Source organism: Actinoplanes nipponensis, assembly GCF_016862275.1.
In the GTDB taxonomy this organism is placed as follows: Bacteria; Actinomycetota; Actinomycetes; order Mycobacteriales; family Micromonosporaceae; genus Actinoplanes; species Actinoplanes nipponensis.
This window is the reverse complement of sequence record NZ_BOMQ01000030.1, coordinates 68,173-91,029: the sequence shown is the minus strand read 5'-3', so window position 1 is coordinate 91,029 and position 22,857 is coordinate 68,173. Positions and strand designations below refer to the sequence as shown.

The following is a 22,857-nucleotide window of genomic DNA, read 5'->3' as shown; positions in this document are numbered from 1 at the left end:
TCCGGTGCGCACGAGCCACCGAAGTGGAGGGCGATGCGGCAGGTGACGTGGCCGGGACGGACCGTCGTGACGGGGCAGACCCGGCGGCGGTGGGCCGCCGTGCTGGTGGTGGTGGCCGTGTTCGGCGCCGTACCGGTCGTGCTGGCCCACCGGCCGGCGCCGGCGGCCGGGCTCGCGCCGGCCGCGCTGCGCGACCGGATCACCGCCTCGGCCGGCCGGGCCTATCACGGGTACGCGCAGAGCGCCGGCGCGCTGGGCCTGCCCCCGCTGTCCCACCTCGAGGAGCTCACCGCCCTGGTCAGCGGCACGACCGAGATGCGCGTCTGGCACGCCGCGGCCGACCGGTGGCGCGTCGACGTGCTCGGCCCCGGCACCGAGCGCGGGCTCTACCAGCTCCCCGGTGAGCAGTACCGCTGGGACTACGCCGAGAGCCAGCTCACCCGGATCGTCGGGGAGCAGCCGCTGCGGCTGCCCCAGGCGGCCGACCTGACGCCGCCGGAGCTGGTCCGCCGGCTGCTGCGGCTGGGCGCGGGCGACCGGCTCGAGCCCCTGCCCAGCCGGCGGGTGGCCGGGATGGTCGCGGCCGGGCTGCGCCTGGTGCCGGCCGCGCCGGGCACCACGGTGGCCCACGTCGACGTGTGGGCGGACCCGGCCAGCGGGTTGCCGCTGCAGGCCGAGCTCACCGCCCGCGGAGCCCGGCGGCCGGTCTTCGTCACCCGGTTCCTGGAGCTCACGCTGGCCGCGCCGGACCCCGCCGTGCTGCGGCCACCCGGGCGGACGCCGGGGACGGGCTTCACCACCACCTCCGCGGCGGACGTGCTGGCCGCGCTCGACCGCTGGGACTCGCTGACGCCGCCCGACCGGCTCGCCGGCTACCCGCGCCGGGACGCCGTGGACGGGGTGTCCGCGGCCGGCAGCTACGGCGCCGGCCTGGCCCGGTTCGTGGCCGTGGGGGTGCCGGGCCGCCTCGGCGACGAGGTGTACGGCACCGCGGCGCGCTGGGGACGCCGGCTGACCGTGCCGGGCGCCGACGCCGTGCTGATCACCGCCGGCCCGCTCTCCCTGCTGCTGGTCCGGGCCGGGCCGACGTACCTGGTCACCGGGCTGGTGGACGCGTCGCTGATGCAGCGGGTCGCGGCGGACCTGGCCGGTGCGGTCGCATGATCGTCACCCGGGACCTGACCAAGCGGTACGGCCGCACCACGGCGGTGCGCGAGGTCGGCCTGGCCGTGCGCGAGGGGGACCGCTACGGGCTGCTCGGCCCGAACGGCTCCGGCAAGACCACCCTGATCCGGCTGCTGCTCGGCCTGGTCTTCGCCACCGGCGGCGACATCGAGGTGCTGGGCCTGCCGGTGCCCCGGCGGGTCCGGGACGTGCTGCCGTCGGTCGGCGCGCTGGTCGAGGGGCCGGGCATGTATCCGCACCTGCCCGGGCGCACCAACCTGGAGCTGTTCGACGCGGCCGGCCCGGGCGGCGGGCGGCGCGACCGCCGGCGCCGCATCGGGGAGGCGCTGGAGCGGGTCGGCCTGGCCGGCATCGACCGGCGCCCGGTGCGCGCGTACTCGCTGGGCATGCGGCAGCGGCTGGGGCTGGCCGCCGCGCTGCTGCGCCGGCCCCGGCTGCTGATCCTCGACGAGCCCACCAACGGCCTCGACCCGCGGGGCATCCGGGAGATCCGCGACCTGCTCACCGAGCTGCACGGCGAGGGCACGACGGTGCTGCTCTCCAGCCACCTGCTGACCGAGATCGAGGCGTTCTGCGACCGGGTCGGCGTGATGGACGGCGGCCGGCTGGTGCTGCAGGACGACCTGGCCACGCTGCGCGCGCCGACCGGCCGGGTGGTGCTGCGCACCCCGGACGCGGACCGGGCCCTGGCGCTGCTCGACGGCCGGGTCGAGGGGCGCGACGGCGACCGGCTGACGGTACGCCACCGGGCGCCCGACGACCTCAACGCCGAGCTGGTCACCGCCGGGGTACGGGTACGCGAGCTCGCCGCCGAGCGGCGCTCGCTGGAACAGGTGGTGCTGGACGCCACCACCACCACCAGCGCCGACCGCGCCGACCGCGCCGGCGGGGACCCGGCATGATCCGCGTGGAGCTGGCGAAGCTGTTCCGCCGCCCCCGCACGTACGTGATCGCCGGGCTGCTGTGCGCGCTGCCGTTCATCGTCGCGGTGTTCCTGGCCACCACCCGCATCCCGCCCCCGCCGGGACAGGGCGGCGCGTTCCTGTCCGCCGTGCTCAGCAACGGCGCGCTGTACCCGGCCGCCGCGCTGGCCCTGGTGCTGCCGGTGCTGCTGCCGGTCTCGGTGGCCGTGCTGGCCGGCGACGCGGTGGCCGGCGAGGCGGCCGCGGGGACCCTGCGCTACCTGCTGATCCGTCCCGTGGGCCGGACCCGGCTGCTGGTGGCCAAGCTGGTGTCGCTGATCGCGTTCGTGCTGTTCGCCATCGTCACGGTGCTGGTCACCTCCTACCTCACCGGCACGGCCCTGTTCGGCGCGCAGGCCACCGACGCCGGCGTGACGCTGCCGGCCGACGTCACCTCGCTGTCCGGGGTCACCATCACCCCGGCCGGGCTGGCCTGGCGGCTGCTGGCCACGGTCGGCTACCTCACGATCTCCATGCTGGGCGTGGCCGCGATCGCGCTGTTCCTGTCCACGGTCACCGACTCGGCGCTCGGCGCGGCGATGGGCGCGCTGGCCGTGCTGGTCGTCAGCCAGGTGCTGGTGACCCTGGACGCGGCCGCCGCGGTCCGGCCGTACCTGCCGACCCGGTACTGGCTGGCCTGGATCGACTTCTTCCGCGAGCCGGTGCTGTGGCGCGACATCGAGCGCGGCGCCGCGCTCCAGGTGGTCTACCTGGTGGTGCTGCTGGGCGCGGCCTGGGCCAACTTCACGACCCGGGACGTGACCACCTAGACGTGCTGTCCAGCGACGGCGGTCAATCGCCGTTGGCCGGTGGTGATTGTGGTGATGTCGGAAGGGCGGGCGGGCCTTCCTGCGGGCTGGTCCGGAGCTGTCGGACCGGGCGTAGGCCCAGCCGAGCTCGTGGCGCGTCGATGGCGGTGGCGGCTTTTTCGTCGGCGCGGATCTCGGCGCCTGCGCAACCGGCCTCAGGGCATCGATGATCAGACGCGCCAGGCGCAGAAACCGGATCCTGGCTTCGGCTCGGGTCTACGACGACGGCCGGCCGGCCGAGTGGGTCATCAGCGTGGACTCCAGCGTCGTGCGTGCCCATCAGCACGCCGCTGGAGTCCGCAAAAGGGGGATCTGCCGGCGGTATCGCCGTACCGGCGGCGGACGGTGAAGCGCTGGGCCGCTCGAGGGGTGGGTTGACCACCAAGATCCATATCGCCGTCGACGGTCGGGGCCGGCCGTTGTCAGTCCTGCTCACGCCGGGCCAGTCCGGCGATAACCGCAGCTGTTCGCGTTGCTGAACGCGGTCCGGGTTCACCAGGCTGGACATGCTGATCGCGGACGAGGCCACGCGCACGACCCGACTCGCAACGGGCTGCGCCGCCGCGGGATCGCCCCCACGATCCCGAACGATCTGACCAGGTCGCCCGCCGGGCCGCCCGAGGCAAGCACGGCGGACGATCGCCGTCGTTCGACGAGATCTACCGCCAGCGAAACGTCGTGGAACGCTGCTTCAACCGGTTCTGGCAATGGCGAGACCTGGCCACCCGCAATGCCGAACCCGCTGCTCTCCACCACGGCCTAACCGGGACAGCCGGTGGGCGCCGACCAGGCCGGCGCGCCAAGGGCGTCCAGCACGAGGGCGGTGACGATCGGGTCGGTCGGCAGCGCGCCGTGCGAGACCCGGACGCCCGGGCACAGCGTCTGCACGGCGAGGTTGGTCGCGCCGTCCAGCCGGGCCGAGTCGGGCGGCTGCACGGTCTCGTCGTCGTCCGTCCAGATCGACAGCCACGGCAGGCCCTCGGGGACGGGCTGCTCGGCCAGGCTCTCCAGCAGGGCGCTGCCCGGGGCGAGCTGGCGGCACGCGGCCGGGCAGGAGCCGGGGGCCAGCGCGGCGCCCGCCCCGGCGAGTCGGGTGCCGTGCAGCGGGGAGCCGAGCGTGACGATCCGGCGGGCCGCCGCGGCGCTGCGGTGCCGGTCCACCCAGAGCTTGACGGCGACGCCGCCGGCCGAGTAGCCGAGCACGTCGACCGAGGGCGCTCCGGCGGCCAGGGCGGCGGTCACCGCGGCGTCGACCGTCGCGGCCTGGGCGAGCAGGTCGCCGGTGCCGTCGCCGGGCAGGGTGAGCACGGTGGCGCTGCGGCCGGTGGCGCGCAGCCGCTCGGCCAGCCGCGTCAGGCCGGTCCGGCTGCCGCCGTACCCGGGAACCAGCAGGACCGGCCCCGGCCTGGCCTGATCCGGCCGGGCCGGGGGAGCCTCGCGGCCGAGCAGGCGGACGCCCACCGCCGCGAGCACCGCCAGCAGGGCGGCCAGCGCGGCGCCGAGCACGATCCGGCGGCGTGGGGACACCCCTCATCATGACCCGGCGGCGCGGCTTGTGCGCATCGTGCGGAGATCCTGTGCCGAGTCGGTCGGGCCGCGCCCGGCCGGCGCCGGGCCGTGGTGGGATCTCGCCATGAACCCCGTGAGGTACGTCCTGGTCGTCGTCGTCGTCCTGATCGGCATCGCCGCGATCGTGTTCGGTGAGGCGGACGACTCGCCGGGCCTGCAGGGCCTCGGCGCCCTGCTCGCCATCGGCGCGATCGTTCTCGCGGTGCGGGCGGCCCGCCGGCGCCCCTAGGATCGGCCGGTGACGTCGTTCGCGGTCGCCGGGGCCGGCTTCCGGGCCGCGGCGTACTGGCGGCTCGCGGCGCGGATCGACGGCCTGTCCTGTGTGGGCGCGGTGGTCCGCTCCCCGCGCCCGCTGCCGGTGCCGCAGTTCCGGTCGCTGGCCGAGTGCCTGGCCGTCGCCCGGCCCGATTTCCTGGTCACCGCGCTGCCGCGGGCCATCGGCGCCGAGGTCGTGGCGGCCGCGGCGCGGCGCGGCGTGCCGGTGCTGGCGGAGACCCCGCCGGCCGCCGACGCGAACGCGCTGCGGTCGTTGTGGGCCGCCGTCGGCGGCGCGGGCCTGGTGCAGGTCGCGGAGCAGTACCTCCGGATGCCCACCCACGCCGCGCGGGCGGCGGCCGTGGCGCGGGGCCTGATCGGCACGCCGAGCCAGGTGCAGGTCTCGTCGACGCAGCTGCACCACGCGGTGTCGCTGATGCGCGGGCTGCTGGGCGCCGGCGCGGGCGCCGTCACGGTCCGGGCCACCCGGCACCGGGCCCCGCTGGCCGACCCGCTGGACCGGGCCGGCTGGACCGCGGACCCGGCGCCGCGGCCGGCCACCACGACCCTGGCCACGCTGGACTTCGGCGCCGGCCGGTCCGCGCTGTACGACTTCACCGACAACCAGACCCGCAACCAGCTCCGGTTCCGCCGCCTGCTGGTGCGCGGCAGCCACGGCGAGCTGCGCGACGACGAGGTCGTCCGGCTGGCCGCGCCCCACACGATCGTGCGTACGCCGCTGGTGCGCCACCGCGGCCCCGACGGTCTGGACACCGGGAACCTCTCGCTGGGCGGCGAGGTGCTGTTCCGCAACCCGTACGCCGGGCTGCGGCTCAACGACGACGAGATCGCCACCGCAGCGCTGCTGGAGGCCACCGCCGCCTGGGTCCGCGGGGCCGGCCCGCCGCCGTACCCGCTGGCCGAGGGCGCCCAGGACCACCTGGTCGCGCTGGCGATCGAGGAGGCCGCGGCGACCGGCCGTACGGTCACGACCGACGTGCCGCCGTGGGCCGCGCCCGGCTGACCGTCACCCGGCGTCCTCGCGCTCGGCCAGCACGCGCGCGGCCAGGTGCAGCAGCTCCTCGACCGCGGCGCCCGGATCGGCCGGGGGCGCCGGCACCGGCTCCGGGTCCACGCAGCGGTCCAGCAGCAGCTCGACCAGCCCGGCCCGGTTCAGGACGTCGTCGGCGGTCAGCGCGCCGGGCAGGATGCGGATCTCGATGGTGTCCCGCACCGGGGTGTCGGTGAGCAGCTGGGTGAGGTTGACGTCGAAGAACTTGCTCAGCCCGCCCTCGGCCGCGGCCTTGCGCAGGTCGTCGGTGGAGGGCAGCCCGGCGACCGCCTCGACCAGCGGCGCCGGCAGCGGGGCGAGCCGCCGGCAGGCCGGGTTGGTCCCGAGCAGCAGCCGCAGCGGCTCGCGCCAGTGGGCGAACAGCCGCACGACGTTGGCCAGGGCATGCGGCTCCCGGAACGGCGCGCCGTCGATGTGCAGGTGGACGGCGGCCTCCCGGGGGACGGTGAAGCCCAGCTCGCGGGCCGGGCCCAGCAGCTCCTCCAGCGCGGCGCCGTGATCGCTGCTCAGCGGCGGCGTAACGATCTCGCACGGGCGCTCGCGTTCCCCGCCCTGCGGCGCCGCCAGGGCGATCGTGGCGCCGGAGACGTCGTCGAGGCGGTACACGTCGCCGTGCCGTTCGACCCGGCGGCCCCAGAGCTGGGCCGGCGCGTCCAGGGCCGCCCCGAGCGTGCCGCCCGGGTCGCTGTGCGCCGCGAGCAGGCTCAGCAGGCGCGGGTCGTCGCCGAGGATGCGGAACCAGCCCGGCGGGGCGGGCGCGCGCGGGTCGAGGCCGGCCAGCAGGGTGACGTCGTCGACCAGCGAGCACAGCAGCGCGCCACCGGGCCGGCGTACCTCGAAACCCTGGGTCAGGTGCAGGAACCGGCCCAGGCCCGGGACCAGGGACGGTTCGCTGTCGTGGTGCCACACCGGGTGGACCCGGCCGCCGCAGCGGCCGGCCAGGTCCCGCGCGAGAGTCCGCCGGCTGCGGCCCGGCGGGGCCATCAGCTCGATCTCGAATCCCGTACGCCGGTGCAGCGTGGCGGTCACGGCTTGAACGGCAGGGTGTCGCCGGCCAGGAGGCGCTTGCCGCCCTCGACCTTCGCCGCGTACGGGTCGGTCAGTTTCCACAGCTTGGCCAGCTTGACCGCGTCGTCGTAGTCGTAGCCGGCGGCGAAGAACTTGCTGACCCGGGCCGTCTCCTTGGCCTCCGCCACGGCGCTCGGCCTGACCGGCAGCTTCTTGTGGGCCAGCAGTCGCTTGCCGCCCTCGACCTTCGCCCGGAACGGGTCGGTCAGCTTCCACAGCTTGGCCAGCTTGACCGCGTCGTCGTAGTTGTAGCCGGCCTTGAAGTAGGCGTCCAGCTGCTTCTGCTCGGCGGGGCTGATCTCATCGACCGGCGTGGGGTCGTCCGGGGTGGGCTTGATCGGCAGCGTCTGGCCGGCCAGCAGCCGGCGCCCGGCCTCGGCCTTGACCGCGCCGATGTCGTCCTTGGTCCGCCACAGGACGGCCAGCCGGACCGCGTCGTCGTAGTCGTAGCCCGCCTTGAAGTAGGCGTCGTACTGCCGCTGCAGCTCGTCCTCCGACGACGACGCCGACGCGGACGGCTTCGGCTCGGGCGCGGCGCCGGCGCCCACGCCGACCGACTGCGGCTGCCGGCCGGTGATCAGCCCGGGCAGGGTGACCACCGCCCCGGCGATCAGGCTGACGCCCAGGACGGCGCCGCCGGCCTGCACGCCCCAGCGGCGGCGCTGGTACGAACGGGACAGCTCCTGCACCCGGCTGTAGACCGCGGCGGCGTCGGGGGCCAGGTGTTCATGGGTCTCAAAGGCGTTGCGGAGCTGATCTCCGTGCTCGGTCACGACTTCTCCTCGGCGTGGATCCTGTGCTGTCGCTCCGACGAGAGCCGGAGCGTCTTCAGCGCCCTCGAAGCGTGGCTGCGCACCGTCGCCGGTGAGCAGCCGATCAGGTCGGCGATGGCGTCGTCGTCGAGCTGCTCGTAGTACCGCAGCACGAGCACGGCCCGCTGTTTGCGGCCCAGCGTGGCCAGGCGGTGCCACAGCTCGTCGGCCTCGACGACGTCGTGGGCGTGGTCGCGTACCCCGCCCCGGGCGTCATCGATGTCGACCAGCCGTTCGCCGACGGTGTGCACGTTGCGGACCGCCCAGCTGCGCCGCCACGACAGGTACTCGTTCAGCACCATCCGCCGCACGTAGGCCTCGGGGGAGTCGGCCCCGGTGATCCGCCGCCATCTGACCTGCGCCCGGGCCAGCACCTCCTGGACGACGTCCTGCGCCAGATCGCGGTCGCCGGTGAGGACGACCGCGTAGCGCAGCAGACTGGGAAGCCGGGCCACCGCGAATTGCTCGAAGGTCACACCCCCTAGGACGGGCGCCGGGTGCCCCGTTGTGCACTCATGATCCGAACTTTTTTCCACGCCGGCCGCCCCCCTCGCCGCCGACTCTAGGGCGCGGCGGGGGGACGCGCTCCAGGCATCGAATGGTGTAAATTCCTTCACGTTCTGGCGCGGCGGCGCCGCCGGCATCGGGGAGAGGACCTGAGGTATGCGAACTGTTCTGCGGCGGGGTCTGGTGGTGGCCGCGGCCACGGCCGGACTGATGATCCCGGGAGCGGCGCTGACCGCCACGAGCGCGGCCGCGGCCACCCCGCGGCCGGCGGCGGTCACCGCGCAGGCGCTGCCCGCGTACGAGACATGGCTGGCGGACGTCACCGCCGTCACCGACCAGGCGTCGGCGTACCTGAACGACCGGCTGCCCGACACCGGCATCCGGCCGGCGATCGTGCTGGACATCGACAACACCGCGCTGCAGAGCAAGTACCGCCCGTACCTGGCCACCCCGCCGGTGCTGGCCCTGGCCCGCCAGGCCCAGGCCGACGGCGCCGCGGTGTTCTTCGTCACCGCCCGCCCCGAGCTCATCAAGGCGGCCACCGAGGTGAACCTGCAGGTGGTCGGCTACCGCTGGACCGGGCTCTACACCCGGCCGACGTTCGACTTCTCGGACAACCAGACGCTGAAGACCAAGGCCCGGACCGACATCGAACGCCGCGGCTACACCATCGTGGCGAACGTGGGGAACAGCGCGTCCGACCTCGGCGGCGGACACGCCGAGCGCACGTTCAAGCTGCCGGACTACGACGGCCAGCTCGACTGACGGGTGGGGGGCGGCCGGGCCGGGCCGTCCCCGCAACCGTCCTGCTGCCGAACGGGTCCCGGGCCGGGGTCCGGGGGTGCCCAGACTTGACGGCATGGTCGTCATCAGCCGGTGGAGCATCACGGACAAGCCGCAGGGGCGGATGGATACCGCGCGGGAGCTTGTCGCGGTTTGGGCTGTGCATCTCCATCGGTCTTATCGGCTCATTCGGGGGGTTTGAGGGGCGGCTGTCCTTCTTCCTTGTTCCTCCTTCCTCTGCCTGCCCTTCCTTCTTGCTCCGCTCGTCTTCGCTCGGTGCCCTCTGCTTTCCGCCCTGCGGAGCTGCTCTACGGCTGAGGGGAGCCGGGGCAGGCGACATGCCGGATGCGACGGGCGTGGGTGTCGCCCGGCCGCGCTGAATCGCAGCGCCTCAAGATCTGTCGTCCTCCCGAGTCGATCCCTCGCTGCTCAGCCATCCCGGCGCGCAGACTCCGCCTCGATTCGTTCGGTTCCGTACCGCTCGCCGGGGTTGCCTCGTGTGGGATCCCGGGCCGTGCCCGGGGTTAGTGGGTTTCTTCCTCGGGGCGGCGCCTTGACCTCCCCGCCTTGGTGGGTGGCCTCTCGGTCGAGGCACTGCCGTTCTGGGCTGGTAGTTCCCTTCCCTGGTCGATGCGCTGGTGGCCCGGCCGGGTGGGTTCCTCTTCGGGCCGTGCGCCGCCTGAACCGGTGGCTCTCTTCTTGTGGCAGTGCGCTGCTGGCTCCGGCCGTTGAGTTCCTTTCCGGGCCGGGCGCTGCCGTCCCGACATGGCGCGTCCATCTCTGGCCGTGTGTCGCCGGTCAGGCATCGGGTCGGCGCTGGCACGGCTTCCCGCCGGGGGCGGACAGGCGGCTTCCACGTGGCGCCGAACCGTTTATCCGACATCGGCGTCGCCACGCTGTTTCTCGGCGTGTCTGTGCAGCCGCCGATGAATGATTGCGCGGGAGGCGATCGTCCACCTTTCCGCCGGCCAGCATGGCGCATTTCAGACAGAGGGAGGATCATTACCGCGTGCGATTTCTCCTGGCGCGGTGAACGTCGGGAACCATTGGTCGGATCTGCTCTCGCTGGTGCTGGTGCTGGTGCTGATGCTGGTGCTGGTGCTGGTGCTGGCGCTGTTGCCTGTCCCAGTCCCAGTCCTGGTCCTGGTCCTGGTCCTGGTCCTGACAATGGCGTCTGGCTCAGCCCCGGTGCCTGCACCGGTTCCGGTCCGGGTGTGGGGCGGCGACTTCCTGGAGCGGAGGCAGGCCTCACGGGAGACTCGCGATCATTGTCGGCAGTGGACGGCCCGATCGGTGCGGTTCCCGGAGCGGCGTCGTCTGCTCCGCCGGGCCTGACCGGTCGCGGCTCGTGTTGCCTCGTATCCTGCCTGTTCGGAGGCCCTGAGGCCGCTGCCGCCCCGGCCCTGGAGGGAGATACGCCCGACCGGATCGCGCCGGGGCAGCGCGTCTGGGCCTCCCGGGCGGCGGCGGGCGCCCGACCCTCACGCGGTCTGTTCGCCAGGTAACGGAGGCGCTCGGCGTGGCGCCGTTCCAGACCCCAGGCGCGGCGGCGTTGATGGACGCGGCGGAACTCCTTCTTCTCCGCGGAATAGGTGCGGGATGCGGTGCGGTCGCGCATGGCGGCCAGTTCAGCTGTGGTGAAGAGCTGGAGCTGCCGCATGGACCCATTGTCTCGTACCCGGGTGACATTTTTCGGCCCCCGCGGCTTAGTCGATCTTGCCCGTTTCCGCGCGGCCCAAAATTGTCGTACCCCCGTGGCAAGGTGTGCCTACCGAAGAGACGAGGAGGTGCGAACGATGAGGTCCGCCAAGACGTATGTGCTGGTGCCCGGGGCCGGCGGCAGCGCCTGGTACTGGCACCGGCTCGTGCCGGAGCTGCGCCGGCTCGGCCAGGAGGCGGTCGCCGTCGATCTGCCGGCCGCCGACGACGCCGCCGGGCTGCGGGAGTACTCCGACACGATCGTCCTCGCCGCTTCCGACCACCGTGATGTGGTGCTGGTCGCTCAGTCGATGGGCGGACTCAGCGCGCCGCTGGCCTGCGACCGGCTGAGCGTCACCGAGCTCGTCCTGGTCAACGCGATGATCCCCGCACCGGGCGAGACCGGCGGGGACTGGTGGGCCGCGACCGGGCAGGAGCAGGCCCGGCGCGAGCTCGACGTCCGGGAAGGCCGCTCCCCGGACGCACCTTTCGACCCCCTGGTGACCTTCTTCCACGACGTGCCGCCGGACGTCACCGCGGAGGCCATGACCGTCGAGCCGGCGCAGTCGGGCACGCCGTTCGAGGAGCCGTGGCCACTGAGCGCCTGGCCGGACGTGCCGACCCGGGTGCTCAGCGGCCGCGCCGACCGGCTGTTCCCGGTCGACTTTCAGGCCCGGATAGCCCGGGAACGCCTCGGTCTCACACCCGAGGTCCTGCCCGGCGGTCACCTGGTGGCGCTGAGCCGACCCGAGGAATTGGCAGCGCGGTTGGTGAAGTGAGGGCAAAAGCCAGGCGGTGTGGCTAAGACGCAGCGGCGATGAAGGGCTTGGTGGTGTTGGTTGGACGATGCACGTGACGGCTGGGGAAGATGCGGGCCAGGCTGCGGCGGTGCGCGCCGGGTCGCGGTGGCGGTGCGCGCCGGGCGGCGGCCGTTCGGGCCAGGCGGCGGCGCGGGCGAGGCGGCCGTGCGGGCGAGGAAGCCGTGCGGGCGAGGCGGCCGTGCGGGCGAGGAAGCCGTGCGGGCCAGGCGGCGGCGCGGGCCAGGCGGCCGTGCGGGCCAGGCGGCGGCGCGGGCCAGGTAGCGGCCGGGCCGGGCGTCGGAATCGGCCGAGGCGCTCCGGGCTCTGGTGACCAACACCGGGCCGGCCGCGGCGGCGCCAGGCACCTCGGCTGTGCCCCGCTCCCGGCCCGTACGGGAAACTGGCCGGATGCGGACCAAGCAGGAACTGACCGACGCCGTCAAGCGGGACCGGCGGGCGGCGCTCGTCGTCAACGCGCACTCGCGGCAGGGGCGGCGGTTGTACGACGCCACCCGGGCCCGGTTGTTGGCTGCGGGGTTCACCTTGCTGGACGCGTGCCCCGTCGAGCGTCCTCGTAAGCTGGAGGCGACGCTTGCCGCGGCCATCGAGCACGGCCCCGACCTGCTCGTGGCCGGCGGTGGTGACGGGACCATCAGCACCGCCGCGCGGTTGCTGGCTCATCGGGACATCGTGCTCGGGCTGTTGCCGTTGGGCACCACCAACAATTTCGCCCGGACGGTCGGTGTGCCGCTCACGCTCGACGCGGCCGTGGCCACGCTTGCCGACGGCAAGGTCATCGACGTGGATCTGGGGCTGGCCGGGGCCACCGCGTTCACCAACCATGTCGGTGTGGGGCTGTCCGCGGACCTCATGCTCGCGGCGCCGCGGCTGCTCAAGCGGGTCATCGGCCGGGTCGCGTACCCGGTCACCGCCCTCGGCCTCCTGGCCCGGCACCGGCCGTTGCGGGTCGTGGTGCGGGCCGACGGCCGTGAGCACGTCTTCGTGACGCATCAGCTCTATGTGGCCAACGGCGGTTTCCACGCCGGCCGGCCCATCACCGCCGACGCGCACGCCGACGACCGTCTGCTGGTGGCCTACCCGGTCGGCGGCCGCGGCCGGTGGGGGCTGTTGCGGGAGACCGCCCGCAACGCGGCCACCGGTCACCGGCGCACGCTCGACGAGGAGCCGTTCCTCGCGGTGGGCGAGCTGTGGCTGGAGACCGACCGGCCCGCCCGGGTCGAGGTGGACGGTGAGCCGGCCGGGCGGACCCCGCTGCGCGTCGGCCTGGACGCCAACGCGCTGCGGGTGATGGCCCCGGCCGGCACCCCGGATCTCTAGCCCGGGATGCCGGTCTAGCTGTCGAGGGCGTCGTCGAACGGGATCTCGCAGGTCGCCCCGGACAGGGTGGTGGCCTCCACGACGACCTTCGCGTCGACCCAGATCGTGCAGGTGATGGCGCCGCCGGCCGGGGACAGCACGTGCAGCCACAGCTTGCCGGAGGTGTCGGTGAGCTCGTACGACTTGGACCAGGGGGCCGCCGCGGCCGCGCCGACGTCCTTGCCGAGCTGGCCCGGGCCGGCGCCGTAGGTGATCGAGGAGATCTTCTCGCCACTCGAGGTGACCTCGAACGTGACCTGGTGCGGTCCGCCGCCGCGGAGCACGATGTAGCCTCCCGCCGCGACGATGAGAAGCACGACCGCCACGGCGATCCACAGCGCCGGGCGCGGCCTGCGGGCGGTCTCGATGTCGTTCACGGGCGGAGCGTAACGGCGTTCCCGGGCCGCCCGGATCATCCGGTCGGTCGGCTTACGACGAGGTCAGGATGGGCGCCGGGGGTTTCGCCCGGACCGGAAACCGGGCCGTCATCGCCGTGACCGCCCGGCCACGGGCCGGAAACCTCCACGTGGCCGGGGTGTCGCCGTGTGGCACAGTCGTCGCCATGGTGAGCCCCGGGGTGGGTGAGTGGCGGGTGACCCGGGAGGGACGGGCCGAGGTCGAGGTCACGGTGACGGTCGGCCCGCGGGTGCTGACCGGCCGCCTCACCCGGGCCGAGCTGGCGCGGGCCGCCGGTGCGCTGGACGCCGCCGTCGAGGCCGAACGCCGCGGCGACTACAGCCGGATCCGGCTGGGTGCGGCGCTGCGCGAGGCGATCGGCCGGGACCCGCTGGGGTCGCCCGGCCGCGACGCGCGGGAGAAGCTCCTGCCGCTGGCTTTGGCCCTGCTGTACGTCCCGCTCGGCATCGGCTTCGCCGTGCGTCACCCCGGCGGCTGGCTCCAGCTGCTCGGGTGGTCGGTGGCCGCGATCGCCCTGTACGACCTGGCCCGCCGCGGGATCCGGCGGGCCCGGCGCCGGCTGCGGTAGTGCGGGGCGTCGCCGGTCGCGTCATGATCGGGTGCATGACGATCGTCGAGACCCGGGGCGTGGACGCCGTGCTGGCCCGCGCCCGGGCCGGCCTGCGCCGGCTCGGACCGCACGAGGCCCGCACCGCCGTGGCGGACGGCGCCCTGTTGGTCGACACCCGCACCGAGGCCCAGCGGCGGGTGCAGGGCGAGCTGCCGGGCGCGCTGGTGATCGACCGTACGGTGCTGGAGTGGCGTCTGGACCCCGCCTCGCCGGACCGGATCCCGGAGGCGACCGGCTACGACGTGCCCGTCATCGTGGTCTGCCGGCAGGGTTACAGCTCCAGCCTGGCGGCGGCCAGCCTGCGCTCGGTGGGGCTTCGCCGGGCGACGGACCTGGCCGGCGGTGTGGAGGCCTGGCTCGCCGCCGGGCTGCCCGTGACCGCCGGCCCGGCCGACATCCGTCTCTGACACCCGCCGGGCCGGTGCGCCCGGGTGGAGGTCGTCGGGCTGCTGCGGGCCCGGACGCGCCGGTCGGGACCGCTCAGATCCGGGCGCCCAGGTCGGCCCCGTTCGCCGGCCGCAGGAACGGCGAGGTCGCGATGGCCCCGGTGGCCGTCCGCGGCCCGGTCAGCACCGAGCTGTCCGTGCTGGCCGGCGCCGGCACCGAGCTCAGGTTCCACGAGTTCCCGCTGCCGGTGGACCGGCCGAGCGCCACCGCCGTCCCGTTGCCCACGGCCAGGTTCGCGGTCAGCCGGGACGTGCTGGAGTCGACGTCGAAGCCGGTCTTCGGGTTGGCGTACGCGGTGTCGTGGTCGAAGGTCAGCGACCCGGGGTTGCCGTTGTCGGTGAAGCCGTGTGCCGCGTTGCCGAACGCCATGCTGTTGCGGATCACGTGGTTGGCGGCCGGGTCGGGGTCGCCGCCGCCCATCTTGAAGCCGTTGCCGTCGCCGGCGAAGTCGGGGAAGTTCCACCGGTTGAACCCGTTGCCGTACGCGACGCTGCCCTCGACGGTGATCGGCGAGGTGAACATCCAGGCGTCGAAGCCGTCGTCGACGTTGTGCCACAGCCGGGCGCCGCGGACCACGTTGCCGGTGCCGCTGCCCTCCTTGATGGCCAGGCCGTCCGCGCTCTCGCCGTTCTTGCGCGGGTCGCGGTTGCGGTAGCTGTCCAGGTTGAGCACCAGGTTGTTGCTCGAGGCGCCCTGGATCTGCAGCCCCGTCTCGTAGTTGTCGTGCGTCGACAGGCGCTCGAAGACGTTGCCGTTGCAGCCGTCGCAGTACAGCCCGTACGGGCCGTTGACCAGCTCCAGGCCGATCAGGCGCCAGTACGAGGCGGCCATGTGGACGGCGCCGCGCTGGGCCCGGGGGACGCTGCCGCCGACCGGCGCCGGGGTGTTGGGCAGGCCCTCGCCGTCGATGACCACGCGCTCGGCGCCGTACCGGGTCAGCGTGATCGGCTGGCTCGCGGTGCCGCTGCGGGCGATCTGGATGTTGGTGGTCAGGGCGTACGTGCCGCCGCGGACCGAGATGACGGTGCCGGCCTGGGCCAGGTCGACGGCGCGCTGGATGGTGCGCAGCGGGTGCGCCAGGTCGCCGGCGTTGCTGTCGTCGCCGGTCGGGGCGACGAACAGCGGGGCCGGCGCGGCGGCGGTGGCGGGGGCCGACGGGCCGCCGATGACGACGGCCGCGGCCGCGAGGGCGACGGCGGCGGCGAGCGGGACGGTGCTGCGGGTACGCATGGGGACTCCAGGGGCGGGGGGCGGGCGCGCCGGTGGTGGGGCCCGGGACACCGTACTGGTAAGCGCTTTCCTGGCGAGGCTAGCCACCCGGCGGATCGACTGTCAACGATGCGTTGCCGGCCGCGGGGGCAACCACCGGGGGTCTTCCGCTCAGCTCGGGCCCGGTGGGACCGATGAGGGGCCGGAGAAGTCCTCCGAATGGGGCACGGGAAACGGTGAGCGGGATGAGCGCGGGGCAGGTACGCCCGGCCGCCGGGCCGGCCGGCGGCACGCCGGACCGGCTGCTGCGGGTTGTGGTGGGCGCCGCCGTGGCCTGGATGGCCGGGTACGTCGTGCTGACCGCGCTCGGCCGGGACCGGCCCCGGCTGGCCATGTTCGTCGGGGACATCGTCTACCTCGTGCCGCTGGTCGCCGGGGTGCTCGTGGCGGGGCTGGCGGTCCGCCGCTCGCGCGGCCGGCACCGCACGCTCTGGCGACTGCTCACCGTCGCATTCGTCGCCCAGCTGGCCGGCGAGTGCGCCTGGGCCGGCTACGACTACCTGACCGAGGACGGCCCGCCGGCGCCGTCCGTCGCCGACCTGGGCTATCTGACCGCCTCCACGGTCATGGTGATCGCGGTCCTGGTCGGGTTCGGCGGGGCCGGCCGGCTGCGGCACCTGCGCGGGCTGGTGGACAGCACCCTGATCATCGTCACCCTCGGCGCGCTGGGCTGGCGGATGCTGGTCCAGCCGCAGCTGACCGAGGCGGTCACGGCGGCCGACCTGGTCAACCTCGCGTACCCGCTGCTGGACGTGGTGCTGCTGGCCTGCCTCGGCATCGTCGGCATGGCCGGGCACGACTCGGTCCCGCTCTCCGTGCGGCTGGTCGGCGCGGCCGGGGCCGTCAACGCCGTCAGCGACATGGTCTACATCTACCTGGCCGCCTTCAGCGCCTACGACAGCGGCGGGTGGGTGGACGCCGGCTTCGAGGCGGCGTCGATGCTGTGCCTGCTGGCCGCGGTGGTGGCCGTACGGCGCCCGGAATCGCCCGCCCGGCCGCTGTCCTTCGACCGCGGCCTGCCGCTCCTGCCGATCCTCATGGCGCTGACCGCCACGTCCGCGCTCGTCGTGTTCGACAAGGTCCGCACCGGTGCGGTGGGCGATCTGACGCTGATCGTGGTCGGCGTGCTGTTCCTGACCGTCATGCTGCGCCAGTACCTGTTCGCGGCCGACCGCGCCGGCCTGGCCGAACAGCTCGCCCGCGCGGTCGAGGAGCAGCAGCGGCTGGCCGTCACCGACGGGCTCACCGGCCTCTACAACCGCCGGTACCTGATGACGCAGGTGGAGCGGCTGGGCGCGGCCGCCGGCGGCGCCCCGGTCAGCCTGATGGTCGTCGACCTGGACCACTTCAAGCTGGTCAACGACACCTTCGGCCACCTGGCCGGCGACGCCGTCCTGGCGGCGGCCGCGACCCGGATCGCGTCCGCCGCGCGCGCGGACGACGTGGTCGCGCGCTACGGCGGCGAGGAGTTCGTGGTGCTGCTGGCCGGCGCCGACGCCCCGGAGGCGCGGAGCGTCGCCGAACGGGTACGCCGGCACCTGCGGGAGACCCCGATCGTCGCCGGCGGCGCCGCCATCTCCGTGACCGCCTCGATCGGGGTGGCGAGCGCGCCGGACGGCTCCGTGCGGCAGCTGCTGGAGGCCGCGGACCGGGCCCTCTACCGAGCCAAGGCGGAGGGACGGGACCGGGTCTCGGCCGCCGTCACCCCGACGGCGGACCCCGTCGCGGTTTGAGGGAGATCGCCCGGGATACTGTGCGGCGATGCCGGGATGGTTGCAAGCGGGTGGCTGGGGACTGTTGGCCGGCTCGGCGCTGCTCGTCGGCGCCGGGATCGGATACCTGACCCGGATTCCCCAGAAGGTCATCGCCTCGATCATGGCCTTCGGCGCCGGGGTGCTGCTCTCGGCGGTGTCGTTCGAGCTCATGGCCGAGGCGTACGAGGGCGGCGGGCTGGGGCCGACCTCGCTGGGCGCCATCGCCGGCGCCGTCGTCTACACCGGGGCCAACGTGCTGCTGGCCCGGCGCGGCGCCCGGCACCGCAAACGCTCCGGCGACCAGCAGCCCTCCGAGGACGAACAGGGCGGCTCCGGTACGGCCCTGGCCTTCGGCGCCCTGCTCGACGGCGTGCCGGAGTCGATCGTCATCGGCACCAGCCTGCTGGCCGGGGGCGCGGTGAGCGTGGCCACCGTGGCCGCGGTGTTCATCAGCAACGTGCCGGAGGGCCTGTCCAGCGCGGCCGGGATGCGCCGGGCCGGCCGGTCCCGGACCTACGTCCTCGGCCTGTGGGGCGGGATCGCCCTGATCAGCGGGCTGGCCGCCCTGGCCGGCTACACCGTGCTCGGCGGGGTCGCCCCGGGCATCCTGGCCGCGATCACGGCCCTGGCGGCCGGGGCCATCCTCACCATGATCGCCGACACGATGATCCCCGAGGCGTTCGAGAAGACCCACCTGGCCATGGGTCTCATCACGCTGCTCGGCTTCCTGACCGCCTTCGCCCTGTCGCAGGTCGACTGACCCGCTGCGGCTAACGGGCGCCACCGGCCTCCGCGGGCTCCCGGCGGCGGCCGGCGAAGCGTCGCGGGCGGCGCAGCGCGGCGGACCCGGTGGTGACGCCGGCTGCCGGCCCCATGACCTGCGCCGCGCCGGTGCGGTCCAGGGACTCGCGGGCCTCGTCGCTGCAGGCGCCGACGATCATCCGGCGGCCCGCCGCGCGCCCGGCGAAGCTCGCCGCCACCAGCGCCGCCGCCGCCGAGGCGCCCAGGAACCGCACCCCGCGCAGGTCGAGCCGGACGACGGCGACGCCGTCCCGCAGCACCTCCTCGACCAGGGTGCGGTGCAGGGCGTCGGCGCCCGACCGGTCGAGCTGTCCGCGCAGCCTCAGCGTGCTGACGTCCCGCCTGGTCCGGACCGCGTGTTCCCAGCGCATCTGACATCCGTCCTGCCGGTGCCGCCTCTTCGGGAACCGACGGTAAATCGACGCACGGATCGACGCAACCTGCGCGCCGGGTTTCCACCCGTGCGGGGAGGTCACTCCGCCGGCAGGGTGGCGACCGGGATGCCCTGGCCGAGGGCCCAGGCCAGGCCGGCGCGGATGCCGTCCAGCGGCAACGGCCGGTTCCGGGTCACGGTCACCACCACGGTGGCCGTGGCCGGCAGGAACGGGTTGCGCTCGCCCGCCGCCGTCAGCTCGGCGCCGATCCGGTACGACAGCCGCACCGCGTCGTCGTACGGCAGCGCCGGCAGGACCAGCAGGAAGCTCTCCTCGTCGAGCCGGGTGATCCGGTCGGCCGGGCGCAGCAGCGCGGACAGCACCGTAATCAGGCCCTCGTTGCGCAATGCCGCCGTACGCCGGCCGGTCTGCTCGGGCAGCGTCTGCACCGGGGCGGGGCGGACGCCGATCAGCGCCACCGGCAGGGTCCCGGAGGCGGTCACCCCGCCGTCGCCCGACCAGCGGCGTACCCCGGCCTCGTCGGTCAGGCCGGCCTGGTGCCGGCCGCCGGGCGGGGTCCCCTCCGCCTGCGCCCGCAGCCGCCGGATCCGGGCGCGGTCGCGGTCCGTACGCTCGGCCAGCAGCCGAACCGCCGCGTCGGCCCGGCCCTCGCCGGGGGTGGCCGGCAGGTCCCGGACCCGCTGCACCACGTCGTCGATCGCCGTGAGCGCGGCTCCGGGAAGCCGGTCGGCCAGCGCCGCGCGCAGCCGCAGCACCTCGCGCAGCGCGTCGTCGCGCCGGAACCGCCAGCCGCCGTCGAAGATCCGGCCGCCCTCCAGCGTCGCGGCCGCCGGGTCGACCTCCTCGCGGTCGCGGGCGACCAGCACGGCGCCGAAGCGGGGGGTCAGCACCGCCACCGTCCACTCCCGAGCCAGATCCTCCGGCTCGCGCAGCAGCACGGCGCAGGTCCCGGCCGGCACCGGCGGCGGATCGTCGGCGACCAGGCCGACGACGGTGACCGCCGCGAGCCCGGCGATCCGCTCGTACACCCGGCGTTCGCGCTCGAAGTAGGGCAGCCGCTGGAACAGGGCGACCACCACCATGGGCCCGTCCTCGGCCACGGCCAGGGCCGCCTGCTCGATGGCGTGCGAGACGGTCACCAACGTGGACTTGGTCAGGCTATCCGTGATCATCGGGCCGGACTCTACGACGGACCCGGGCGGTCCGCCACCGCCGGCCCCCGCACCGCGGGGCTCAGCCGGCCACCGCGCCGGCGGCCCGGGCCACCAGGGCCGCCGCGACGTCGCGGACCTTGCGGTTCTCGGCCCGGGAGACCTCGGCGAGCATCCGGAACGCCTCGTCGGCGGTGCACCGCCGGTCGCCCATGATGATGCCCTTGGCCTGCTCGATGACGGCCCGGCTGGCCATCGCGGCCTGCATCTGGTGGGCGAGGGTGGTCTGCCGGTCGAGGACGTGCGCATTGGCCAGGGCGACGGCGGCGTAGCCGGCGAACGTCTGCGCCAGCCCGACGGCGTCCGGGCTGAAGGCGTCGGGCACCCGCGCGTAGACGTTGAGCGCCCCGGTGACCGATTCCGCCACCGGCAGGCCGACCGCGAGGGCGCTGCGCACACCCGCCTCGGCCGCGCGGGCGGCCCAGTGCGGCCACCGGGTGTCGGTGGTGGTGTCGCGGGTGGTCAGCGTGGCGAGGGACGCCGCGGCGTCCAGGCAGGGACCGTGGCCGCGGGCGTACTGCGACTCGTCCAGGTGACGGGCCACCTCGCCGGTGAACGCGGCGGTGCGGGCGCGGGCGTCGCGGATCAGGGTCACCGAGACCTCGCCGGCCCCCGGCACGGTGCGGACCGCGAGGCGGGCGACGGTCTCCAGCACGCCCTCGAGGTCCGTCTCGCCGAGGTTGATCCGGCCGAGGCGGGCGAAGGCGTCGGTGGCGGTGAGCCGGTCGGTGTCGGACAACGGACCATCCCGTCTGAGGCATCCGGCTGCCGCCGGCGCGGGCGCGATCAGGGAAGGGTCAGGCTACCCCGGACGGGCCGGCGAAGTTGAACCGGTTCAAGCGTTTTCCGGACGCGCGGCGGACGGTGGGGGGACACTGCTGGCATGCGGATCGGAATCATCGGCGCCGGCGAGCTGGGCGGGTCGTTGGCCGAGTGGTGGACCCAGGCCGGTCATGACGTGGTCGTCGGCTCCCCGGACGCCGTACCGGGCCCCGAGACGGTCACCGTGACGGACGCCGCCTCCTTCGGCGACGTCGTGCTGTTCGCCCCCGACTGGGCGGCCGCGCACACCACGCTCGACGCCACCGCGCGCGCCCTCACCGGCAAACCGGTCCTGGACGCGACCAATCCCGTCTTCCCCGGCGACCGTGCCGGCCACCGGCGGCCCGGGCCGGACGATCTCAGCGGCATCGAGACGCTGACGGCCTGGGCGCCCGACGCGCACTGGGTCAAGGCGTTCAACACCTGCCCGCCGAGCGTGCTGCGCCGGCGCCGGGGCCGCGACCCGCTGCTGGCCGAGTTCATCTGCACCGATCACCGCGACGCCCGCGCCGCGGCCACCCGGCTGATCCAGGACATCGGGTTCGCCCCGTTCTTCGCCGGCGGAGCGAGCAACGCCTGCCTGACCGAGACCGGCGGCCCGCTGCAGTTGCGCGAGATCGACGTGGCCGACGCGACGGCCGTCTTCGCCCAGGTGGTCGGCGTCGCCCGCTGAAACCCGAATACCACCGATCGCTCGCGGGGCTGCATCCCCCGGGCGCGACCGTACGGGGATGAGCAACGCCCTGGCCGCCGCGCCCGCCCGCCGCCCCGCGTCGTGGCAGGTCCTGCTGGCCGCGACCCCGGTGGTCATCGCCCTGTACTACTGCTTCGTCGCCCTGGGCGGCGACTGGGCCGGCACCCAGGTGGCCCTGTACGTCAGCGCGAACGCGGCGCTGACGGCGTGCTGCCTGGTCGCCGCCCGCCGGCACCGCCCGTTGCGCCGGGCCCTGCTGCTGCTGGCCGCCGGCGCCGCGGTGTCGGTCGCCGCCGACGTGATCTTCTACGTCCTCGCGCTGGTCCACGGCGAGGTCGCCTATCCGAGCCCGGCCGACGTCGGCTACCTGGCCGCCTACCCGTTGATGGCGGCGGGCCTGCTGGTGGTCGTCCGGCGCCGCACCCCGGGCTGGGACGGGGCCAGCGCCATCGACGCGGCCATCGTCGCGGTGAGCGCGGGCTACCTGATCTACGAGGTGGTGATCGCCCCCACGATGAGCGTGACCAGCGGCAACGTGACCACGCTGGTGTCGGTCGCGTACCCGGTCGGCGACCTGATGCTCATCATGGTCGGCGCGCGCCTCATGCTCGGCGCCGGCCCGCGCGCCGCCGCGCTGCGGATGCTCGGCGGCTACCTGGCGCTGATCCTGGTGGCCGACACGGTGTACAGCGTCCAGTCGCTCGACGGCACCTACCGGCCCGGCAACTTCCTCGACGCCCTCTGGATGGGCGCGGCGTTCCTGCTCGCGGTGGCCGTGCTGCACCCGTCCGCGCCGCGGCTGATCGACCGGTCGTCCGTCGTCACGCCGGACGCCACCCCGGCGCGGCTGGCGGTGCTGGCGCTGGCCGCCGTCATCGCGCCGGCCACCATGGTCATCCAGTACCTGCGTACCGGCGAGCCCCACGTGCTGGTCGCCGGGCTGGTCTGCGCGGCCCTGTTCATGCTGGTGCTGGCCCGGATGGCCGGGCTGGTGCGGGCCCAGCGCAACGCCGCCATCACCGACGGGCTGACCGGCCTGCGCAGCCGGGGCTACTTCGAGCAGAGCCTGCCCGCGGAAGCCGCCCGGGCCGCCCGGGCCGGCGCCGACCTGGGCATGCTCCTGCTCGACGTCGACCACTTCAAGCGGGTCAACGACACGTACGGCCACCACGGCGGCGACCGCGTGCTGGTCGAGGTGGCGCACCGGCTGGCCCAGCTGGTCCGGCCGGGCGACCTGGTGGCCCGCTACGGCGGCGAGGAGTTCGCGGTCCTGCTCCCGGCGACCGATCCGGCGCACGTCGGCGAGATCGCCGAGCGGATCCGGCGGGGAATCGGCGCCGTCCCCGTCGCGGTGGGGGAGGACCGCGGCCACCGGGTGACGGTGTCGGTGGGTTGCGCGGGCCTGCGCGCCGCCGGCGACATCGACGCATTGGTCCTGGCCGCGGACGCGGCGTTGTACGTGGCCAAGAACGCCGGCCGCGACCGGGTCGCCGGCGCCGCACCGTCGCCGGTGAGCTGACCGTCGCCGCGACGGCCCGGC

23 protein-coding genes and 2 pseudogenes are annotated in these 22,857 nt (G+C 74.7%); 16 read left to right on the top strand and 9 right to left on the bottom strand.

Annotated features, from left to right (window positions below; genetic code table 11):
- The first annotated feature begins 33 nt into the window (after positions 1–33).
- From Ani05nite_RS13330 to Ani05nite_RS42365, 4 genes and pseudogenes are all read left to right on the top strand, one after another.
- Positions 34–1,164, top strand: coding sequence for a hypothetical protein (locus tag Ani05nite_RS13330; protein ID WP_203768326.1), 1,131 nt, complete (start codon positions 34–36; stop codon positions 1,162–1,164).
- Positions 1,161–2,087: an ABC transporter ATP-binding protein gene (locus Ani05nite_RS13325; RefSeq protein WP_203768324.1), complete on the top strand. Its 927-nt coding sequence runs from the start codon at positions 1,161–1,163 to the stop codon at positions 2,085–2,087. Before Ani05nite_RS13330 ends, Ani05nite_RS13325 begins: the two co-directional genes overlap by 4 nt.
- A pseudogene (locus Ani05nite_RS13320) lies at positions 2,084–2,722 on the top strand (ABC transporter permease); the annotation flags it as partial. The gene Ani05nite_RS13325 and the pseudogene Ani05nite_RS13320, both read left to right, overlap by 4 nt.
- Before the next feature lie 424 nt (positions 2,723–3,146).
- A pseudogene (locus tag Ani05nite_RS42365) lies at positions 3,147–3,709 on the top strand (IS5 family transposase); the annotation flags it as partial.
- Between the two features lie 6 nt (positions 3,710–3,715).
- Here Ani05nite_RS42365 and Ani05nite_RS13310 read toward each other — a convergent pair.
- Positions 3,716–4,483, bottom strand: coding sequence for an esterase/lipase family protein (locus tag Ani05nite_RS13310; protein ID WP_239129840.1), 768 nt, complete (start codon positions 4,481–4,483; stop codon positions 3,716–3,718).
- Positions 4,484–4,589: 106 nt separating this feature from the next.
- Between Ani05nite_RS13310 and Ani05nite_RS13305 the strand changes: the two genes are divergently transcribed.
- Positions 4,590–4,754 (top strand): hypothetical protein, encoded by a 165-nt coding sequence (locus Ani05nite_RS13305; RefSeq protein WP_203768422.1) that lies wholly within the window; start codon positions 4,590–4,592, stop codon positions 4,752–4,754.
- A 9-nt stretch (positions 4,755–4,763) separates the two neighbouring features.
- Positions 4,764–5,804, top strand: coding sequence for a Gfo/Idh/MocA family oxidoreductase (locus Ani05nite_RS13300; RefSeq protein ID WP_203768322.1), 1,041 nt, complete (start codon positions 4,764–4,766; stop codon positions 5,802–5,804).
- A gap of 3 nt (positions 5,805–5,807) precedes the next feature.
- Here the strand turns inward: Ani05nite_RS13300 and Ani05nite_RS13295 are convergent, their stop codons facing one another.
- From Ani05nite_RS13295 to Ani05nite_RS13285, 3 genes are read right to left on the bottom strand one after another with little or no spacing between them, the layout of a single operon-like run.
- Positions 5,808–6,881, bottom strand: a complete 1,074-nt coding sequence (locus Ani05nite_RS13295) for an amidoligase family protein (protein WP_203768321.1) — start codon at positions 6,879–6,881, stop codon at positions 5,808–5,810.
- The gene (locus Ani05nite_RS13290) at positions 6,878–7,693 is read right to left on the bottom strand and encodes a hypothetical protein (RefSeq protein WP_203768320.1); all 816 of its coding nucleotides are present in this window, start codon (positions 7,691–7,693) and stop codon (positions 6,878–6,880) included. Before Ani05nite_RS13290 ends, Ani05nite_RS13295 begins: the two co-directional genes overlap by 4 nt.
- Positions 7,690–8,208 carry a SigE family RNA polymerase sigma factor gene (locus tag Ani05nite_RS13285; RefSeq protein WP_203768319.1) on the bottom strand — a complete coding sequence of 173 codons (519 nt, stop codon included), beginning with the start codon at positions 8,206–8,208 and terminating at the stop codon, positions 7,690–7,692. The genes Ani05nite_RS13290 and Ani05nite_RS13285 overlap by 4 nt, the downstream gene beginning before the upstream one ends.
- Before the next feature lie 187 nt (positions 8,209–8,395).
- Between Ani05nite_RS13285 and Ani05nite_RS13280 the strand changes: the two genes are divergently transcribed.
- The 4 genes from Ani05nite_RS13280 to Ani05nite_RS13265 all read left to right on the top strand — a co-directional run bounded on the left by Ani05nite_RS13280 (position 8,396) and on the right by Ani05nite_RS13265 (position 12,858).
- A complete protein-coding gene (locus tag Ani05nite_RS13280; RefSeq protein ID WP_203768317.1) occupies positions 8,396–9,004 on the top strand; it encodes an HAD family acid phosphatase in 609 nt (202 codons plus the stop codon).
- A 1,047-nt stretch (positions 9,005–10,051) separates the two neighbouring features.
- The gene (locus Ani05nite_RS13275) at positions 10,052–10,357 is read left to right on the top strand and encodes a hypothetical protein (protein ID WP_203768315.1); all 306 of its coding nucleotides are present in this window, start codon (positions 10,052–10,054) and stop codon (positions 10,355–10,357) included.
- Positions 10,358–10,818: 461 nt separating this feature from the next.
- Complete coding sequence (locus Ani05nite_RS13270) at positions 10,819–11,499, top strand: alpha/beta fold hydrolase (protein ID WP_203768313.1); 681 nt, start codon at positions 10,819–10,821, stop codon at positions 11,497–11,499.
- 429 nt (positions 11,500–11,928) lie between these two features.
- Positions 11,929–12,858 carry a diacylglycerol/lipid kinase family protein gene (locus Ani05nite_RS13265; RefSeq protein WP_203768311.1) on the top strand — a complete coding sequence of 310 codons (930 nt, stop codon included), beginning with the start codon at positions 11,929–11,931 and terminating at the stop codon, positions 12,856–12,858.
- 14 nt (positions 12,859–12,872) lie between these two features.
- Here Ani05nite_RS13265 and Ani05nite_RS13260 read toward each other — a convergent pair whose 3' ends face one another.
- Positions 12,873–13,274, bottom strand: coding sequence for a hypothetical protein (locus tag Ani05nite_RS13260; RefSeq protein ID WP_203768309.1), 402 nt, complete (start codon positions 13,272–13,274; stop codon positions 12,873–12,875).
- 185 nt (positions 13,275–13,459) lie between these two features.
- Between Ani05nite_RS13260 and Ani05nite_RS13255 the strand changes: the two genes are divergently transcribed.
- Together Ani05nite_RS13255 and Ani05nite_RS13250 are read left to right on the top strand one after the other, a co-directional pair.
- Positions 13,460–13,882 (top strand): hypothetical protein, encoded by a 423-nt coding sequence (locus tag Ani05nite_RS13255; RefSeq protein ID WP_203768307.1) that lies wholly within the window; start codon positions 13,460–13,462, stop codon positions 13,880–13,882.
- Between the two features lie 35 nt (positions 13,883–13,917).
- A complete protein-coding gene (locus Ani05nite_RS13250) occupies positions 13,918–14,331 on the top strand; it encodes a rhodanese-like domain-containing protein (RefSeq protein ID WP_203768306.1) in 414 nt (137 codons plus the stop codon).
- A 73-nt stretch (positions 14,332–14,404) separates the two neighbouring features.
- Here the strand turns inward: Ani05nite_RS13250 and Ani05nite_RS13245 are convergent, their stop codons facing one another.
- Positions 14,405–15,601, bottom strand: a complete 1,197-nt coding sequence (locus Ani05nite_RS13245; protein WP_203768305.1) for a right-handed parallel beta-helix repeat-containing protein — start codon at positions 15,599–15,601, stop codon at positions 14,405–14,407.
- Positions 15,602–15,825: 224 nt separating this feature from the next.
- Between Ani05nite_RS13245 and Ani05nite_RS13240 the strand changes: the two genes are divergently transcribed.
- Positions 15,826–17,373 (top strand): GGDEF domain-containing protein, encoded by a 1,548-nt coding sequence (locus Ani05nite_RS13240; RefSeq protein WP_203768304.1) that lies wholly within the window; start codon positions 15,826–15,828, stop codon positions 17,371–17,373.
- Positions 17,374–17,401: 28 nt separating this feature from the next.
- Positions 17,402–18,154 (top strand): ZIP family metal transporter, encoded by a 753-nt coding sequence (locus Ani05nite_RS13235; protein WP_203768303.1) that lies wholly within the window; start codon positions 17,402–17,404, stop codon positions 18,152–18,154.
- 10 nt (positions 18,155–18,164) lie between these two features.
- On the opposite strand, the gene Ani05nite_RS13230 is transcribed toward Ani05nite_RS13235, so the two are convergent.
- From Ani05nite_RS13230 to Ani05nite_RS13220, 3 genes are all read right to left on the bottom strand, one after another.
- Positions 18,165–18,566: an STAS domain-containing protein gene (locus Ani05nite_RS13230; protein ID WP_203768302.1), complete on the bottom strand. Its 402-nt coding sequence runs from the start codon at positions 18,564–18,566 to the stop codon at positions 18,165–18,167.
- 101 nt (positions 18,567–18,667) lie between these two features.
- On the bottom strand, positions 18,668–19,762 hold the full coding sequence (locus tag Ani05nite_RS13225; RefSeq protein WP_203768301.1) for a DICT sensory domain-containing protein: 1,095 nt from the start codon (positions 19,760–19,762) through the stop codon (positions 18,668–18,670).
- A 61-nt stretch (positions 19,763–19,823) separates the two neighbouring features.
- A complete protein-coding gene (locus Ani05nite_RS13220; RefSeq protein ID WP_203768300.1) occupies positions 19,824–20,540 on the bottom strand; it encodes a GAF and ANTAR domain-containing protein in 717 nt (238 codons plus the stop codon).
- A 144-nt stretch (positions 20,541–20,684) separates the two neighbouring features.
- Here Ani05nite_RS13220 and Ani05nite_RS13215 point away from each other — a divergent pair, with 144 nt between their 5' ends.
- Positions 20,685–21,296, top strand: a complete 612-nt coding sequence (locus tag Ani05nite_RS13215) for an NADPH-dependent F420 reductase (protein WP_203768299.1) — start codon at positions 20,685–20,687, stop codon at positions 21,294–21,296.
- Between the two features lie 58 nt (positions 21,297–21,354).
- Positions 21,355–22,836: a GGDEF domain-containing protein gene (locus Ani05nite_RS13210; RefSeq protein ID WP_203768298.1), complete on the top strand. Its 1,482-nt coding sequence runs from the start codon at positions 21,355–21,357 to the stop codon at positions 22,834–22,836.
- Positions 22,837–22,857 lie beyond the last annotated feature (21 nt).

Bases quoted from the DNA above. Each gene is read 5' to 3' on its own strand.
- Ani05nite_RS13270 (WP_203768313.1), top strand. From the start codon at position 10,819: ATGAGGTCCGCCAAGACGTATGTGCTGGTGCCCGGGGCCGGCGGCAGC.
- Ani05nite_RS13245 (WP_203768305.1), bottom strand. From the start codon at position 15,601: ATGCGTACCCGCAGCACCGTCCCGCTCGCCGCCGCCGTCGCCCTCGCG.
- Ani05nite_RS13235 (WP_203768303.1), top strand. From the start codon at position 17,402: ATGCCGGGATGGTTGCAAGCGGGTGGCTGGGGACTGTTGGCCGGCTCG.
- Ani05nite_RS13255 (WP_203768307.1), top strand. From the start codon at position 13,460: ATGGTGAGCCCCGGGGTGGGTGAGTGGCGGGTGACCCGGGAGGGACGG.
- Ani05nite_RS13280 (WP_203768317.1), top strand. From the start codon at position 8,396: ATGCGAACTGTTCTGCGGCGGGGTCTGGTGGTGGCCGCGGCCACGGCC.
- Ani05nite_RS13325 (WP_203768324.1), top strand. From the start codon at position 1,161: ATGATCGTCACCCGGGACCTGACCAAGCGGTACGGCCGCACCACGGCG.
- Ani05nite_RS13215 (WP_203768299.1), top strand. From the start codon at position 20,685: ATGCGGATCGGAATCATCGGCGCCGGCGAGCTGGGCGGGTCGTTGGCC.
- Ani05nite_RS13225 (WP_203768301.1), bottom strand. From the start codon at position 19,762: ATGATCACGGATAGCCTGACCAAGTCCACGTTGGTGACCGTCTCGCAC.
- Ani05nite_RS13250 (WP_203768306.1), top strand. From the start codon at position 13,918: ATGACGATCGTCGAGACCCGGGGCGTGGACGCCGTGCTGGCCCGCGCC.
- Ani05nite_RS13330 (WP_203768326.1), top strand. From the start codon at position 34: ATGCGGCAGGTGACGTGGCCGGGACGGACCGTCGTGACGGGGCAGACC.
- Ani05nite_RS13305 (WP_203768422.1), top strand. From the start codon at position 4,590: ATGAACCCCGTGAGGTACGTCCTGGTCGTCGTCGTCGTCCTGATCGGC.
- Ani05nite_RS13230 (WP_203768302.1), bottom strand. From the start codon at position 18,566: ATGCGCTGGGAACACGCGGTCCGGACCAGGCGGGACGTCAGCACGCTG.
- Ani05nite_RS13240 (WP_203768304.1), top strand. From the start codon at position 15,826: ATGAGCGCGGGGCAGGTACGCCCGGCCGCCGGGCCGGCCGGCGGCACG.
- Ani05nite_RS13265 (WP_203768311.1), top strand. From the start codon at position 11,929: ATGCGGACCAAGCAGGAACTGACCGACGCCGTCAAGCGGGACCGGCGG.
- Ani05nite_RS13210 (WP_203768298.1), top strand. From the start codon at position 21,355: ATGAGCAACGCCCTGGCCGCCGCGCCCGCCCGCCGCCCCGCGTCGTGG.